The 17,232-nt window shown below is 54.1% G+C and carries 14 protein-coding genes; 10 read left to right on the top strand and 4 right to left on the bottom strand.

Annotation, left to right across the window (positions count from 1 at the left end; translation table 11 throughout):
- Positions 1 to 127: 127 nt before the first annotated feature.
- Positions 128 to 1,486, bottom strand: coding sequence for a magnesium transporter (gene mgtE, locus KNO58_RS12665; RefSeq protein ID WP_214754423.1), 1,359 nt, complete (start codon positions 1,484 to 1,486; stop codon positions 128 to 130).
- 342 nt (positions 1,487 to 1,828) lie between these two features.
- Between mgtE and arcA the strand changes: the two genes are divergently transcribed.
- From arcA to cydC, 8 genes are all read left to right on the top strand, one after another.
- Positions 1,829 to 3,058, top strand: coding sequence for an arginine deiminase (gene arcA / locus KNO58_RS12670; RefSeq protein ID WP_214754569.1), 1,230 nt, complete (start codon positions 1,829 to 1,831; stop codon positions 3,056 to 3,058).
- 16 nt (positions 3,059 to 3,074) lie between these two features.
- Entirely contained in the window at positions 3,075 to 4,103 is a 1,029-nt protein-coding gene (gene argF, locus KNO58_RS12675; protein ID WP_214754425.1) for an ornithine carbamoyltransferase, read from the top strand.
- Positions 4,104 to 4,157: 54 nt separating this feature from the next.
- Positions 4,158 to 5,633 carry an arginine-ornithine antiporter gene (gene arcD / locus KNO58_RS12680; protein WP_214754427.1) on the top strand — a complete coding sequence of 492 codons (1,476 nt, stop codon included), beginning with the start codon at positions 4,158 to 4,160 and terminating at the stop codon, positions 5,631 to 5,633.
- Positions 5,634 to 5,648: 15 nt separating this feature from the next.
- Positions 5,649 to 6,611 (top strand): carbamate kinase, encoded by a 963-nt coding sequence (gene arcC, locus KNO58_RS12685; protein WP_214754432.1) that lies wholly within the window; start codon positions 5,649 to 5,651, stop codon positions 6,609 to 6,611.
- 179 nt (positions 6,612 to 6,790) lie between these two features.
- On the top strand, positions 6,791 to 9,133 hold the full coding sequence (locus KNO58_RS12690; protein WP_214754434.1) for a glycoside hydrolase family 31 protein: 2,343 nt from the start codon (positions 6,791 to 6,793) through the stop codon (positions 9,131 to 9,133).
- Between the two features lie 132 nt (positions 9,134 to 9,265).
- The gene (locus KNO58_RS12695; RefSeq protein ID WP_214754436.1) at positions 9,266 to 9,952 is read left to right on the top strand and encodes a Crp/Fnr family transcriptional regulator; all 687 of its coding nucleotides are present in this window, start codon (positions 9,266 to 9,268) and stop codon (positions 9,950 to 9,952) included.
- Positions 9,953 to 10,079: 127 nt separating this feature from the next.
- Complete coding sequence (gene cydD / locus KNO58_RS12700; protein ID WP_214754438.1) at positions 10,080 to 11,804, top strand: thiol reductant ABC exporter subunit CydD; 1,725 nt, start codon at positions 10,080 to 10,082, stop codon at positions 11,802 to 11,804.
- On the top strand, positions 11,801 to 13,516 hold the full coding sequence (gene cydC / locus KNO58_RS12705) for a thiol reductant ABC exporter subunit CydC (protein WP_214754440.1): 1,716 nt from the start codon (positions 11,801 to 11,803) through the stop codon (positions 13,514 to 13,516). The genes cydD and cydC overlap by 4 nt, the downstream gene beginning before the upstream one ends.
- 247 nt (positions 13,517 to 13,763) lie before the next feature.
- Here cydC and KNO58_RS12710 read toward each other — a convergent pair whose 3' ends face one another.
- The 3 genes from KNO58_RS12710 to KNO58_RS12720 form a co-directional block, all read right to left on the bottom strand.
- Entirely contained in the window at positions 13,764 to 14,288 is a 525-nt protein-coding gene (locus KNO58_RS12710) for a hypothetical protein (protein WP_214754442.1), read from the bottom strand.
- Positions 14,289 to 14,435: 147 nt separating this feature from the next.
- Complete coding sequence (locus tag KNO58_RS12715) at positions 14,436 to 15,506, bottom strand: diguanylate cyclase (protein WP_214754444.1); 1,071 nt, start codon at positions 15,504 to 15,506, stop codon at positions 14,436 to 14,438.
- An 88-nt stretch (positions 15,507 to 15,594) separates the two neighbouring features.
- Positions 15,595 to 15,930 (bottom strand): hypothetical protein, encoded by a 336-nt coding sequence (locus KNO58_RS12720; RefSeq protein ID WP_214754573.1) that lies wholly within the window; start codon positions 15,928 to 15,930, stop codon positions 15,595 to 15,597.
- 89 nt (positions 15,931 to 16,019) lie between these two features.
- Here KNO58_RS12720 and KNO58_RS12725 point away from each other — a divergent pair, with 89 nt between their 5' ends.
- Both KNO58_RS12725 and msrA read left to right on the top strand, forming a co-directional pair.
- On the top strand, positions 16,020 to 16,202 hold the full coding sequence (locus KNO58_RS12725) for a hypothetical protein (RefSeq protein WP_021065984.1): 183 nt from the start codon (positions 16,020 to 16,022) through the stop codon (positions 16,200 to 16,202).
- Between the two features lie 79 nt (positions 16,203 to 16,281).
- Positions 16,282 to 17,232, top strand: coding sequence for a peptide-methionine (S)-S-oxide reductase MsrA (gene msrA / locus KNO58_RS12730; protein ID WP_214754446.1), 951 nt, complete (start codon positions 16,282 to 16,284; stop codon positions 17,230 to 17,232).

Consider the following 17,232-nt stretch of genomic DNA (forward strand, 5'->3'; position numbering starts at 1 on the left):
ACTTCTTCTTATTTATAAGTACTTTTGATAATTACCCTTCACGAAGTACGATTATTTCCCGTTTTCTCTTTTGTAAAAGAACTGTAACAAACATCACAACAAAAAAAGACACCTGAGAGGTCAGGTGTCAAAAAAAGCGAAGCAACGAAGTCGCGACCGTGAAATAAATGATTAAGCCGAGATTATCGACGACCGTCGTGATGAACGGACCCGACGCGACGGCCGGATCGAGTTTCAATCGATTGATGAGGAGCGGCACGAGCGTCCCGACGATGGTCGCCACGCTGAGCGACGCAAAAATCGACAGACCGACGATTATGCCGATCAAGGCACTGTCATAGAGGACGGTGATGACGCCGAAGATGACGATCATACACGCGAGACCGAGTAACAGTCCCGTCCCGAACTCACGGCGAATCATCTTCAACACGTTCTTCCGATTGATTGTGCCGAGCGCGATTGAGCGGACGGCGACGACGAGCGATTGGGTGGCCGCGTTACCGGCCGAACCCATGACGAGTGGCATGAAAACGGCGAGCAAGACGATCGTTTCGAGCGTGTCCTCGAAACCACCAATCGTCGACGCCGTGATCATCCCGAGAAACATGAGGCTAATAATCCACGGTGCCCGCTTCATCGCCGCCTCGACCGGTCCCATGTTGATGTCGGACGAACCTTTCGTCGCCGACAGCTCTTCGAAATCCTCGGTCGTCTCTCGTTCGATGACGTCCATGACATCGTCGACCGTGATGATTCCAAGCAGATGGTCCTCGCTATCGATGACAGGCAGGGCCAATAGGTCATATTTCTGAACGGTCCGGGCCAAGTCTTCCTGGTCGGCGAGGACGTGGGCCGACACGACGCGCCGGCCCATGATGTCCGCGATTTGCACGTCGAGCGGGGAGACGATCAAGTCGCGTAGCGAGACGACGCCGACGAGCCGGCGATCAGTATCGATGACATACAAGTAATAGATTGTCTCAGCTTCCGGTCCAAGTTCGCGCAAGTCTTCGAGCGTCGCACCGACGGTCTTGTCCGCTTTCAACACGATAAATTCGGTCGTCATGATGGCACCGGCCGTATCGTCCGGATAACGCATCAAATCTTTGACCTCGGTCGCCTCGGTCTCGTCCATCAACTCGAACAGTTCGTTCATGAAATCATCGGGGAGCTCAGTCATCAAGTCGGCGGCGTTATCCGAGAACATGTCGTTCAACACACGCACGGCGAACGGACGGGGCATCTCTTGAATGAACTGTTCCTGCTCATCCAGTTCGAGTTTTTCAAACAGGTCAGTGAACTCTTCCGGGGACAGCGCCTCATAGACGAACTCACGGGCCGGACGTTCAAGTTCGATGAACAGGTCGGCCTGTTCACCAGGGTGGAGGGTGAGGAACACGTCGCGGAAATCGACCGGGTCCCCTTTTTGAATAAGCGCTGTCACTTGGGCTTCATGACGGGCGCGTTCTGTACGTTCGATTGCCATCGACTCACTTCCTTTTCACATCATGTGTCTATATTATGTCACGAGTTTGAGCGGTCTCAAACAAAATCCAAAAAATACTATGAATTTTTTTCACAATCTATACAGCGTGTATACGTCACTTTCTCTCGATTCGAGGGACCACACCGTTTCTCGAGTGATTGTTCATTCATGTCACGTCATAATCTATGCACTTTTCTGTGGAATCTACCACAGTCCAAACGTCGGACTTGCCCATCGTGGAAATGGGTAAGTTGATAATGTAAGGGTAGCAACACACCCGAATCACAAGGAGGAAGCGAGATGATATCGATGACGGATCAACAAACCGCTCGGGATACTATGCTGAAACATCCGATCCACGTGTATTCAGAAATTGGTGAACTCAGGACCATCCTTTTGAAGCGTCCAGGACGCGAACTCGAAAATTTGACCCCGGAATATTTGGAACGCCTTTTGTTTGATGACATTCCCCATCTTCCAGTCATTCAAAAAGAACACGACTACTTTGCGAGCGTGCTCCAAAATCGTGGCGTCGAAGTGCTCTACCTCGAAAATTTGATGGCCGAGACGTTGTCGTTGCCCGGTGTGCGCGAACGTTTCGTCGCCGATATCTTGTCAGAGTCCAAATCAAATATCAACGGCTCATACGAGACGCTGAAAGAATATTTGCTCGCCTACGACAATGAAAAGTTGATTGAGACCGTCATGGCCGGGATTCGGAAATCCGAGATTAAGCCCGAGAAACGACGTCACTTACACGAGATGATCGAGGACACGTATCCGTTCTATCTCGATCCGATGCCAAACTTATACTTCACCCGTGACCCGGCCGCAGCCATCGGCAGCGGGCTATCGATCAACCGAATGAAAGAGCCGGCTCGGCGCCGTGAATCGTTGTTCACGCAATATATAATGCGCTACCATCCGCGATTCGCGAAACACGACATCCCGATTTGGTCGGATCGTGACTACCGCTTCGCGATGGAGGGTGGGGATGAGCTCGTCTTGTCCAAAGAAGTCGTCGCCATCGGGATTTCTGAACGGACGACGGCCCAAGGGATTGAGCGGGTCGCCCTCAACTTATTGAAGAACGGCGGCACTTTCAAGAAAGTCATCGCCATCGAGATTCCGAAGTCGCGTGCGTTCATGCACCTCGACACGGTCTTCACGATGGTCGACCATGATAAGTTCACGATTCATCCGCTCATCCAAGGTCCAGGGGGCAAAATGAATATCTTTGAACTGACGTTAAACGCTGAAGGCGAACTTCACATCACGCAACATACGGATCTATTGAACGTGTTGAAAGCCGCACTCGGTCTCGATGAAATCGTCTTAATCCCATGTGGGGGCGGGGACCCGATTGCCGCTGCCCGCGAGCAATGGAACGATGGGTCGAATACGCTCGCCATCGCCCCAGGCGTCGTCGTCACGTATGACCGCAATTACGTCTCGAACGAGTTGCTCCGCTCTGAAGGTGTCGAAGTCATCGAAATCATGTCGAGTGAACTGTCGCGTGGCCGTGGGGGCCCACGCTGTATGAGCTGTCCGATTATCCGCGAAGACATTTAACGAGGAGGAAACGAGCATGTCCACAACGTACAACTTTGATTTGAAAGGCCGTCATTTTCTATCATTGAACGATTTTTCAGGAGACGAGTTGAACTATTTGATCGAATTATCGGCCGCCTTCAAGCGTCAAAAGCAACAAGGCGTCCCGCATCGAATCTGTGAAGGCAAGAACGTGGCGCTGTTGTTTGAAAAACCATCGACCCGGACGCGTTGTGCGTTCACCGTGGCGGCCATCGATCTCGGCATGCATCCGGAATACCTCGGGAAATCGGATATCCAGTTCGGCAAAAAAGAATCGGTGCGCGACACGGCCATCGTGCTTGGACGCATGTTTGACGGCATTCAGTTCCGTGGCTTCGCCCATGAGACGGTCGAAGGTTTGGCCAAAGATGCCGGTGTGCCGGTATGGAACGGGTTGACGGACTTATATCATCCGACCCAAATCTTGGCCGACTTCTTGACCGTCAAAGAACAGAAAGGCGAGCTGTCTGGCATCCGTTTCGTCTATGTCGGCGATGGACGCAACAATATGGGCAACACGCTCTTGATTGGTGGGGCCAAAGTCGGGATGGATATGCGCATCTGCGCGCCGAAATCGCTCTGGCCGTCAGAGGAGGTCGTCGATTTTGCCCGCTCGGTCGCGGCCGAGACGGGGGCGAAAATCACGTTGACCGAAAGTATCGAGGAAGCGGTCGCCGACGCCGACGTCATTTACACCGATGTGTGGGTGTCGATGGGCGAAGAGGCCGAGTTCGCCGAGCGGATCAAGTTGCTCCGGCCTTACCAAGTGAACATGGACATGCTCATGAAGACGAACAATCCGGACGTCATGTTCCTTCACTGTCTGCCAGCCTTCCACGACTTGGAGACCGAGGTCGGCCGAGCCATCCATGCCGAATATGGTTTGACCGAGATGGAAGTCACGGACGAGGTGTTCCGGAGTCGTCATTCCTTCGTCTTTGATCAGGCGGAGAATCGGATGCACACGATTAAAGCTGTGATGGCGGCGACGCTCACCGACACGAACGAATGGCTTGAACGCTGACGGACGGGAGGGGAATTCCCCTCCGGTTCGTACTAAACGAAAGGGATGAGTTCAATGTCTACGAAAATAGCGCATGACTCAAGTGGAACGGCTGGCGTACAACCGGAGAAAAAGGATCGACGATTAGGGCTCGGGGCGTTGACGGCACTCGTCGTCGGTTCGATGATTGGCGGTGGCGCCTTCAACTTGGCGGCCGACTTGGCCCAAGGCGCGAACGCGGGGGCGATTTTAATCGGGTGGGTCATCACCGGAATCGGGATTATCGCACTTGGTCTCAGTTTTCAAAATTTGACGATGCGTCGCCCCGACCTCGACGGCGGGGTGTACAGTTACGCCCGGGCCGGCTTCGGTCAGTTCATGGGGTTCAACTCGGCGTGGGGCTACTGGCTCTCCGCATGGCTCGGTAACGTCGCCTATGCGACGCTGCTGTTCAGTTCGGTCGGTTATTTCTTCCCAATCTTCGAAGGTGGTCAAAACATCGCCTCCATCATCGGCGCCTCGATTATGCTGTGGCTCGTCCATTCGCTCATTTTACGAGGCATTCATGAAGCATCCATGATCAACATCATCACGACGATTGCGAAACTCGTACCGATTTTTGCTTTCATCACCATCACCTTATTCTTCTTCAACCTCGATAATTTCACGTTCGATTTCTGGGGTCAGGGTGGTTTCTCATGGGGTAGTGTGAGAGACCAGGTCGTCTCGACGATGCTCGTCACACTATGGGTGTTCATCGGTGTCGAAGGGGCGGTCGTCTTGTCCGGACGGGCTCGCAAACGCTCGGACGTCGGGAAAGCGACGGTCATCGGGTTGCTCGGGACACTCGTCATCTATCTGCTCATCTCGGTCATGTCGCTCGGTCTCATGAATCCAGAGAACGTGGCGAACGCCTCGCAACCGGCGATGGCGTACTTGCTCGAATCTGCGGTCGGACCGTGGGGCGCGATGCTCATCAACGGCGGTCTCGTCATCTCTGTCCTCGGGGCGTGGCTCGGGTGGACGTTACTCGCCGCCGAGATTCCATTCGTGGCGGGGAAAGATGGCGTGTTCCCGAAATGGTTCACGAAAGAGAATCAAAACAGCGCGCCGGCCAACGCGCTCTGGCTCACGAACGGGTTGATTCAATTGTTCCTCTTCACGTTCCTGTTCTCGGATGCGGCGTATAATTTCGCCTTCTCGCTCGCCTCGAGCGCTATCTTGATTCCGTACGTCTTTTCGGCCTTCTATCAAGTCAAAGTCGCGAAGAACGGCATCGGCTACAACGCCGGTGAACGCCGGACCCGCGACCTCATCATCGGGGCCGTCGCCTCGATTTACGGCATTTGGCTCATCTATGCGGCCGGAATCGACTATTTGCTCTTGACGACCTTGCTGTACGCACCAGGGACGCTACTCTATATCAAAGCGCAACGTGAGAACGGCATCAAGACGTTGACGAAGACGGAATGGATTGTGGCCGGAATCTTGACGGTGCTTGCCATCTTGGCCGTGGTGCGCATCGTCTCAGGAAATATCTCAGTCTTTTGATCGGGGGAAACCAATATGCGGAATAAACGAGTAGTCATCGCACTAGGTGGAAATGCGATTCAACAAGGAAAAGATGCGACGGCCGAGGCTCAAATTCGAGCCGTCGAGGCGACGGCTGAATCACTGGCCGCGCTTGTCGCCGAAGGCATTGAGGTCATCATCACCCATGGGAACGGGCCACAAGTCGGAAATTTGATGTTGCAACAGGTCGCATCGGACAGTCCGGCGACACCGGCCTTGCCACTCGACGTCTGCGGGGCGATGACACAAGGGATGATCGGCTATTGGTTCGAGAACGCCCTCACGAAAGCACTGAGAGCACGTGGTCTGGAACGCTCGGTCGCACCGATCGTCACGCGGTCGGTCGTCGACCCGAACGATAGCGCCTTCAGTCACCCGACGAAACCGATCGGTCCGTTCTATTCGGAGACCGAGGCGCAACAGATTGAACGGACGACCGGTTACGTCTTTAAAGAAGACGCGGGTCGCGGCTATCGCCGCGTCGTACCGAGTCCGTTTCCGGTCGCGATTCTCGAGCACGCGGTCATCCGAGACCTTGTCGCCCATGAGCACATCGTCGTCGCCGCTGGCGGCGGCGGGATTCCCGTCATCGATACACCAGAAGGCTACGTCGGTGTCGAGGCGGTCATCGATAAAGATTTCGCCGCGGCGAAACTCGCCGATCTCGTCGACGCCGACATGCTCCTCATCTTGACGGCCGTCGAGCACGTGTTCGTCGATTTCGGGACCCCGTCGGCCCGGGCGCTCGAGGAGACGACGAAAGAACAGCTCGAGACGTATATCGCCGAGGGGCAGTTCGCACCGGGCAGCATGTTACCAAAAGTTCGGGCCGCTCTTCAATTCGCCGAATCCGGCAACGACCGGGTCGCCGTCATCACGTCGCTTGAGCAAGCGCTGGCGGCGGTCCGAGGCGAGGTCGGGACGCGTGTCCGGCTCGCCGCGACGCTCCAACAATAAGCACGAAGCCGCAGATGGCCGCGTCTGCGGTTTTTTTAATGAATTGGCTGCACATCGTTTTTTATGGTCCGACATGGGGAAGGGATGTTGTATGTCGATTTAGACATTGTTATCATCATTAGTGTAAACGTTTGCACTATCTAGAAGGGAAGTGACGAAGAGCGGAAACGCTCGAGCTTATGCGTCTATTTGAAGAGGAGAACGTCTATACGCAACAAATGAAACCGCAGGCAGATGATCGGGCAATCGTTCAAGGGAGCTGTTACCGCTTCACGGTATTGACGAGCCAACTGATTCGGATGGAATATGCAGAGGATGGGATGTTCGAGGACCGGCCGACCCAAGTCGTGTTTAATCGGTCGTTCGAAGTTCCAGAGTATCGCGTCATCGAAGATGAGACGGAATTGCAAATCATTACGGAGCACGTCCACCTCTATTACACGAAAGGACCGTTCGCACCGAACACGCTCTACGTCGATGTGAAAGGGAATTTCAGCACATACTATAGCCGCTACACGTTCAACGGACCAGAACGGACGTTGAAAGGGACGGCCCGGACGCTCGACCATGTCGACGGGGCGATTGAGCTCGAGGAAGGCATCGCCTCAAAGCAAGGCTACGCTGTCATCGATGATTCGAACTCATTTATCATGACGGAAGACCGTTTCGTCGAACCGCGACGCAAAGGCATTCATGACTTGTATTACTTCGGTTACGGACACGAGTATAAACGGGCGCTTCGAGACTTCTACCAATTGACGGGGCCAACGCCGCTGTTGCCGCGAAAAGCACTCGGCAACTGGTGGAGCCGCTATTGGCGTTATGATGAGACGGAATATAAAGAGCTCATGCGCCGTTTCAAGACAGAAGACATCCCGTTCTCGGTCAGTGTCATCGACATGGATTGGCATGTCACCGATATCCCGGAAGAATACGGGAGCGGATGGACGGGCTATTCGTGGAATAAGAACCTCTTTCCGGACCCGAAAGGCTTCTTGACGTGGCTGAAGGACGAAGCGTTGCTCGTCACGTTAAACTTGCATCCAGCCGACGGCGTACGGGCGTTCGAAGATCAATACGCGGCGATGGCGGAAGCGATGGGACTCGATCCATCTCACGGCGACCGCATCCCGTTCGACTTCTCCGATAAACGTTTCATTCAAGCGTATTTTGAGCAGATGCATCATCCGCATGAAGTCGACGGCGTCGATTTTTGGTGGATTGACTGGCAGCAAGGCTCGACCTCTAAAATGGAGGGGCTCGATCCGCTCTGGATGTTGAATCACTATCACGCGGCCGACATCGCCCGGGATGGCAATCGTCCGCTCATCTTCTCCCGTTATGCGGGGCCGGGCAGTCATCGCTATCCAATCGGATTCTCGGGGGACACATTGATTTCGTGGGCGTCACTGGCGTTCCAACCGTACTTTACAGCGACGGCGACTAATATCGGTTATGGCTGGTGGAGCCATGACATCGGCGGTCATTATCGTGGCTCGAAAGATGACGAGCTGGCCGCACGCTGGGTCGCCTTCGGTGTCTTCAGCCCAATCATGCGGTTGCACTCGACGTTCAGTACGTTCAACGGCAAGGAACCGTGGCGCTTCGGCCTCGAGGCGGAGCGGTCGATGAAGACGTTCCTACGTCTGCGTCATCAGTTGATTCCATACATCTATACGATGAACTGGCGCAACCATGCTAGTGCCTTGCCGCTCATCTTACCGATGTACTATGAGCATCCAGATGAAGACGCGGCATATGAGGTGCCGAATGAGTATTACTTCGGAAGTGAACTCATCGTGTCCCCGATTGTCGAACCGATGAACCGACAGCTACACGTGGCGGCGACGAACATCTGGCTACCGAAAGGCGACTGGTTCGACTTTTTCACGGGTCATCGCTACAGCGGGGACAAATCGGTGCGCGTGTTCCGCGGGCTCGAGGAGCAGGCGGTGTTCGCTAAAGCGGGTGCCATCATCCCGATGGCACCGCATCATTCGGGTCGAAACGACACCGACAATCCGGCCGATTTGGAAGTGCTCATCTTCCCGGGCGCCTCGAACACGTTCACGCTCTACGAAGACAATGGGACGGACCGCGACTATGAGACAGGAGCCTACGCCGAGACGACGTTCACACTCGATTGGGAGGAACGAAGCCTTCATATCCAGGTGACGGGGGATCGGTCGGTGTTGCCGGATGAACGGAACGTCACACTGCTCCTTCGAGGAGTGACGGGATCCGGCGAATATAAACGGGAGACACAGACGCTACGCCTTGAGCTCGGTCCAATCACGGACGAGCTGACCGTCGAGCTCCCGGTCGACGTGACGGCGAACGACCATCGTCTTGATCGGCTGTATCGTTTCTTGGACCGTGCCGAGATCTCATACGATTTGAAAGATCGGTTGTACCGCTCAGCCGCCGCGAAGACACGGCTTGAGGCATGGCTGTTCGATTTACACGCGCTCGAACTCGATCGCGACCTGCAAGACGCGATCATGGAATTGATGCTCGACTGAATAATTTGTTGTGACGGAGAGGGGCAATCATGCCCTTCTTTTTTTGTCAGAAAATCGTCGGATTTTGTAAGCGTTTTCACAAAGGGGTGTTTTATACTAAAAAGAGAGGCAAGACGGATTGGAGGATGCGACATGAAACCAAAATGGACGGTAGACGAGTTGAGACAGCTTGATGTGTTCGCTAAATGTGCCACACGAGAGCTCGAGGCGCTGTTGCCGCATGTGTATTGCCGCGTGTATCGGAAAGGTCAGCTCTTGTTCATGGAAGGTGACCCTCGGGAACGGGTCTATTTCTTGATTAGCGGGTATGTGAAGCTCGAGCGTTGCAACGAGACGGCGACCCACCAATATGCGGACTATTTGAAGCCGAAGCAACTGTTCCCGTATCGCGGTTTGATGACGGAACCGTATTATCAACATTCAGCCGAGGCGTTGACCGATATCGAGGTCATCTACATGCCGACCGATCGTTTCGAACAGCTCGTCTCGCGGAACGCCTCGATGTTGCTCCATATCGTCGGACAGATGAATCGGATTCTCGACTTGCACGAGCGCCGTGTCCAGGACATCATCACACCGAATGCGACCGACCGGGTGCTCAATACGATTCATTACTTGATTGAAGACCTAGGGGAGCCGGAAGCGATGGGCGTCCGTGTCCGTTGCCCCTTCACGACGGTGGAGATTTCGCGGTTGTCGGGCACGTCACGAGAGACCGTGTCGCACATCTTATCGCGCTTGCGAAAAGAAGACGTGCTCCAATTCGATGCGCGTCAATTGATCATCGGGCATCCTGAATATTTCGAACAATCGCTTTGATGGCGCCGCGTATGGAACGTGGCGTTTTTTGCATGTCTAGCTAAGCGAAGCGTTCGCCTTGAAAGGGTGCATCAGGTATAATTAGTGAGAATCCTCACAAAGAAAAGTTTCCTTACTAATAGAAAGGATGAACGCAGTGAAACGACTGCAAGCTCTCGCTTTAGCAGAAAAACGCCATATCGTCGGACTCGTCATCGCGGCCGTGATGATTGGGTTATCGATTTTGGCTCAAGCTTATTTGATTGTCGACATTGTCGATCAAGTCTTTTTAAAAGATGCATCGTTTGAAAGCATCGTTCCAACGCTCGGCTGGCTTATCCTCGCGCTCATCACACGAGCGGGTTTCGGCTATATGTCGGGGCGGATCGGAGCGAGTCTGTCGGAGAAAGCGAAGCGGTCGCTCCGATTGCAATTGCTCGACCGCTATACGTCGAACCCGATTGAGACGTCACTATCCGGTCAATCCGGTAAAAAGGTGAGCGTGTTCATGGACGCGGTCGACGAGGTCGATGCCTACTTCAGTCAATATTGGCCACAAGTCATTCAAACGTCGATTATTCCGCTACTCATTCTCGTCGTCGTCTTCAGCCAACATTGGATTTCGGGCGTCATCATGATGGTGACGGCTCCGTTCATCCCGATTTTCTTCATCATCATCGGGATTGCGACCCAGAAGAAGTCAGAACAGCAGATGGAGAAAATGAATCAGTTTTCCGGAAAATTCTTGGACGTGTTGCAAGGATTGACGACGCTTAAACTATACGGTCGGACCGAGCGCGAGGCGCAAGCGATTGAAAAGAGCAGTCTCGACTTCCGCGACGCGACGATGGTCGTCTTGAAGACGGCGTTCCTGTCGGGTCTCATGCTCGAGTTCATTTCGATGCTCAGCACGGGCGTCGTCGCCCTCGAAGTGGCGCTCCAAATGGTCGTCTGGGAGAACTTGACGTTCTTCTCTGGCTTTTTGATTCTCGTCTTGGCCCCGGAATACTATTTGGCGATTAAAGACCTCGGAGGTGCGTTCCACACCGGACGCGGCAGCATGGGGGCGGCCGATCGTATTTTCGAAGCGCTCGACGCACCGGATGAACGTTTGACTTGGGGCGACCGGACGTTGACGAGCCGGACACCCGACCTCGAGCTCGACGCCGTCTCGTTCGCCTATGAAGGTGGACGCTTCACGCTGGACCCATTGAACGGTGTGATTCCCGCCGGCGCCCACGTGGCGCTCGTCGGGGCGAGTGGATCCGGCAAGACGACCGTTTTGAACGTGTTGTCCGGACTCGTCAAACCGGATAGTGGACGTGTCCTCGTCGACGGAGAACCACTCGAGACATACACCGATTCGTCATGGTATGACACAATCGGGTACATCTCACAAAATCCGTATTTGTTCGCCGGTACCGTCGCTGATAATATCGCCCTCGGGGAAACAGCCGACGAGATAAAAATCCTTGAAGCCGCGAATGCAGCCGGACTGAACGATGTCATCGCGCAATTGCCGAACGGCATTCATACCGAGCTCGGTGAAGGTGGTTATGGCTTGTCCGGAGGCGAACGGCAACGGCTCGCCTTGGCCCGCGCCTTCTTGAAACGTCCCGGCATCATCTTGTTCGATGAGCCGACGACAGGGCTCGATTTAGTGACCGAGCAAATCGTTCGACGCTCGATTGAGGAGTTGTCACGCGAGGCGACACTCGTCACGGTCGCGCATCGCTTGCATACGATTAAGCAGGCGGACGCGATTTGGTTCATGGACGATGGGAAGCTCCTCGCTCAAGGCACGCATGACGAATTGCTCAGCGTTCCGCAATACGCTGACTTGTTCACGCTACAGAAAGGGGTGAGAGGATGAACTCACTTTGGACGATCACGAAATGGATGATGCGCGAGAAGAAGGATATCATCCTCTCGATTTTCTTTGGGTACGTGGCCGGTATCGCGGCCGTCGCCTTGTTCGCGGCGAGCGGTTACCTCGTCTCACGTGCCGGCCTCGTGCCGCCGCTCTACGCGCTCATGGTGCCTGTCGTCTTGATTAAGTTGTTCGGTGTGATTCGGGCGAGCGCGCGTTATCAAGAGCGTCTCGCCTCGCACCGGGCGACGTTCACGATTTTAAGCGAGTTGCGGGTCCGGTTTTATCGCCAGCTCGAACCGCTCGTACCGAGCATCTTTGCCAAGTATCGGAGCGGAGATTTGCTTGCTCGCGTCGTCGGTGACGTCGAGAGCTTGCAAAACTACTTTTTACGCGTATTCTATCCGCCGATCATCTTGGTGCTCGTCTTCTTGAGCACGATTTTCTTCGTCACATACTTCTCGATGTGGGTCAGTCTCTGGATTTTGTTCGGTGTGTTCGTGACCGGCTTTTTGTTTCCGGCGTTTTTCGCCCGAATCCGTGCCAAGCACGACCGCGAGCTGCGTGCTTTACGGGGTGACCTGTCGAGCGGGATGACGGAGATGATGTACGGCTATCGCGATTTGTTGCTCCATCATCAACTCGGACGGACGCGCGGCGAGTTGCTTGAACAGAGTGACCGTTACGCCGAAGCCCAGAAGCGGGATGTGACGAACCAGTTCTTCAACTCGTCACTCGTCGTGGCGGCGTCTTTGCTCGTCTCGTGGGGCGTCCTTGCCATCGGGGCGTATCTCGTCGTCGACGGCGAGTTGAACGGCCTGTTTTTGGCCATGCTCGTCATGATGTCGCTCACCGCGTTTGAGAACGTGACACCGATGGCGGTCTTCCCAGGCCACTTTGCCGACAGCAAACAAGCGGCCGACCGATTGCTCGAAGTCGTCGAGCCGAGTGAAGCGATCGTCGCGGCCGAGACCGCCCGCACGGACATGGTACTTGAATCCGCTCCGGACGTATCGTTCGAGCGCGTGACCTATCGCTACCCGGATACGTACCGCGACATCCTGAGCGACGTGGATGTGACGTTACGAAGCGGGACGAAGACGGTCATCGTCGGGCCGAGCGGCTCGGGGAAATCGACGCTCCTGCAACTATTGCTCGCGTTCGTCAGACCCGATGCCGGTGAGATCCGATTGAATGGACAGCGGTTGGACGATGTGACCCAAGCATCGGTCTGGCGTGAAGCCAGCGTCGTCCTTCAAGAGAATCATTTCTTCTTCGGGACGATACGGGAGAACTTGGCGCTCGCCGGAGAGTTCACCGACGCTGACATGGAAGCGGCGCTCGCGAGCGTCCGGCTCGGCTTCTCGCTCGACGAACCTGTCCTCGAGAAAGGGGCGAACTTGTCGGGCGGGGAACGGCAACGGCTCGCCATCGCCCGGGCGCTCTTGAAGAATGGGGTGCTCTGGATTCTCGATGAAGCGACGTCGGCCCTCGATGCACGGACCGAGGCGGACGTGTTCGCCGAAGTCTTCCGCCGTGCCGAGTCATCGACACTCGTCATGGTCAGCCATCGCCTGATTGGGCTCGAGCGCTTCGATCACATCATTGTCATGGAAAACGGTCGCGTCGTGGAGACGGGGACGTATGATGAACTGATGCGGTCCCGCGGTGTCTTCTATGGATTGAAACAAATCGAGCAAGATATTTTCGCATGAAAAAACGAGCGGCTCCGTCGGAGAGCCGCTCGTTTTCTTAATGGCAAATTTGGGTGCAACAAATGGGGGTTGTCGCATTGCTTTCAAAAAGAGTGTCGTGGAGGGGAATCCACGTGACGTAATGGTTTGGGGAACGCTTACGTCAAGCTTTTGGGAGCTACATCTTGAGTATAGATGATAACGATTCTCATTGTCAATTAGAAAATGATATAAAAAACCCGCAACCGGTTCGGGCTGCGGTCAATCGTCAGCTTGACGTCACACCTTTACGAAGCGTGAAGCGAAGCAAGCTGAACAAGTAGCGGATATAGAAGAGCGCGAACGCATAAAAGACAGCGATGGCTACTGCGCCGAGTTCAACACCTGGAATGTTCATCAAGAACTCAAGGATGAGAATCGACAGCAAGAAGATGTAGAGGCCGGCGTCGAGATAGAGCGGCATCAATTTGCCACGCTGATGCCAAAACGTCCGCACGAGCGGTGCGACGATCATCCCGATGATGCGTTCCGCGAAACCGATACTGAGCACGGAAATCATGAACGCAGCGACGGTCTCGAACGAGACGAGCTCCGAGAAGGCAAACATGGAGATGAGCAAGAGCGGGCCGATGAAAATCGTCATCGAGAGTGACGTGCGTAAAAAGATTAACAAGTTCCGTTTCATCGTGTCGACTCCCCCGAAGAGCGACTGGCGGAACGTCTTGCCACGTTGATAGTCGAGGATGAACGATCCCACGAACATCAAACCGAATAGTGATAACAATACTGTCATGAAATGTGTTTCCCCTTTTTCTGTCCAAATCTATGATCAACTGTAAGAATCATCGAATCAAAGTCTAGCCTAGTGTACCGATTCACTAGTTGAAAGTAAAGCGGGAAAACTGTGGAAAACCGCAATCTTTTGCGAACGTTACGCCGATTACGATGCTAAGATGAAGCGATTTCGACCAGATTCCTTAGCGTGGTATAACGCTTCGTCAGCATGCTTCAACACGCTGTCGACTTCGATGTCGTTCGAATGGCAGGCGCCGAGCGAGACCGTGATATGTAACGTCCCGGCGCTCGTCTCGAACGGGAACGTCGAGACTTTTTCTCGTATAGATTCGGCCAGACAGCTCACTTCTTCTTTCTTGGCGTTCGGCATGATGATTAAAAATTCTTCTCCACCGAAGCGGCCGACGAGATGACGCTCTTCGCTCTCGGCGACGAGCAACATACCGAGCTCACGTAGGACGTCGTCGCCGACGTCATGGCCGTACGTGTCATTCACGCGCTTGAAGTGATCGATATCGACGAGAATGAGTGCGTACTCTTTCGCCTCGACGTTCAAGTTGGCCATCGCCTCGTTCAACAAGCGCCGGTTGGCGATCCCGGTCAATGCGTCCGTTCGAGCGAGCTGTTGCTGGTGCTGGACGTTCTCAAAGTGACGACGCAACTCATGCAACAGGCGATAAGACGCACAGCCGCCACCGTATGCCATGACGGTATACGTTAAGAAAACAGGATAGAACACTGTGAGCGGCAAAGCGTAATACGTCACGATGCCAAAGTCGATGACACTGACTGTCATAAAGACGAGCAGTGTCGTCCGGGTGTTATCCAGTTTGAGGCGCAACAGGCTGATGGGAAGAACGAGTCCAATCATCGAGAGGACAGCCAAATAGAAGCCGATGTACACGCCGTCGGTCACCATAAAGAAACGGCCAATCAAGAAAATGACGGCGGCGACCGTACCACTCACCCAGCCGCCGAACAGGACGGCGAGGGAGATGGGGATGGCACGTAAATCAATCAAGAAACTTTCAAGGTGAAGGGCGTTGGCCAATAAAACTAAGGCGACAATACCGGTTTGGACTCCGAGCAAAACTCTGGCCTTCAGCGGAGACCGGGGCGTCAGACGTGGACGGTTTCGGAACGGGAGAAATGAGATTGTGAATAGGGTGAATAAAATGCAGAGATCGAGAAAGAACGAGTTGATGATGGTAAGCATGGATGTTTCCCCCTACGAGATGGAAATAATTAGTTTCAGTTTAGCACATTCAAACCATATTGACGCCAGAGGAATGGGAGGAATGTGTTCACCATTCGCGCCATTCTTCCGTCACGTCTTCTGTCGTCTCATAACCGGCTAGAACGGCACCGGCTTGAATGAAGTCGTACAAGTCCTCACGCTCGACCGTCTCGATGAAATGGTCGTGCTCTTCGTCAATCTCGTTCAAGCGTAACACGACGTCGCGGACGGCCGCTAACACGGTTGCTTCCGTCCCGTCTGCCCGTGTCAGGGCTGTCACGTACCGTCGGAGTGCGGCATCGACGGCAAAGATAATCTCGACGGTATACACGTCATCACCCTCGTTCATTCGGTCTTCCCACATCAGTGTCGGGCGATTGGCCCATAATTGTTCAACTTCCATATGAGGTGCCTCCTTATAAATTGGAACATCATCTTCCACTCTATATTAGCAAATAAGTTTGGTATGATAGAGAAAAAGGGGGACTGTCCGTGCGGTATTGGGATCATTTCAAACGAGCCTTCATTCCGATCGCGCTCATCTTGATCGGATTAGCCATCTTTTATACATTATCGGCTCGAGGCAACCTGGCGTTGACTGTTCTCGGGGCGGCCATCGTCGGTGTGATCTTATTTTTAGTGATGCGCCACATGAATCGAGTCGAAGAAGACTAACGAGAACACGTTTGCGGTTCTCGTTTTTTGTTGTCGGTGAGAATTTTTGGGTACACTACATAGTAAGGAGGGATTTATTATGGCAAAAGCTACATTCGCGGGAGGCTGTTTTTGGTGCATGGTCAAACCGTTTCATAAATACGAGGGGGTCGAGCGTGTCATTTCCGGCTATACGGGCGGACATGTCGACAACCCGACGTACCAACAAGTCTGTTCGGAGACGACCGGTCACCTAGAGGCGATCGAGGTCACGTTCGACCCGGACGTGATCTCATACGAGGAATTGTTGCGCATCTACTGGCGTCAAATCGACCCGACCGATGGCGGCGGACAGTTCAACGACCGGGGTGAGTCGTATCGACCGGCCATCTTCTATCATTCAGAAGAACAGCGCGTCGCGGCCGAACGGTCGAAACAAGAAATCGAGGACTCAGGTCGCTTCGATCGACCGATCGAAGTCGAGATCCGTCCGGCCAAGACGTTCTGGGAAGCGGAAGATTACCATCAAGACTATTACAAGAAGAACCCGTTCCGCTACGAGATGTACCGTGTCGGTTCTGGCCGAGCCAAATTCGTGAAAGAGGCGTGGAGTGACAAGAAGCTCCAGAAAGAATTGAAAGATCGGCTGACGCCGATGCAATATAAAGTCACGCAAGAGAACGGTACCGAGCCTCCGTTCCAGAACGAATATTGGGATGAGGAACGGGAAGGGTTGTACGTCGATGTCATCGATGGCACGCCGCTCTTCACGTCTCGTGATAAATTCCAATCCAACTGCGGATGGCCGAGTTTCGCCCGTCCGATCGAGGAGAAGCGCATCGACATGAACATGGACACGACGCACCATATGGTCCGTACCGAGGTCCGCTCGAAACGAGCCGACAGCCACCTCGGCCACTTGTTCGATGACGGTCCGAAAGAACTCGGCGGCTTGCGCTACTGCATCAACTCGGCAGCGCTCCGTTTCATTCCAAAAGAAGAACTTGAGTCTGCAGGATATGGAGAGTACAAGCACTTATTTGATGCGTGA

This window comes from Exiguobacterium sp. J17977 (genome assembly GCF_018616375.1).
In the GTDB taxonomy this organism is placed as follows: Bacteria; Bacillota; Bacilli; order Exiguobacteriales; family Exiguobacteriaceae; genus Exiguobacterium; species Exiguobacterium mexicanum.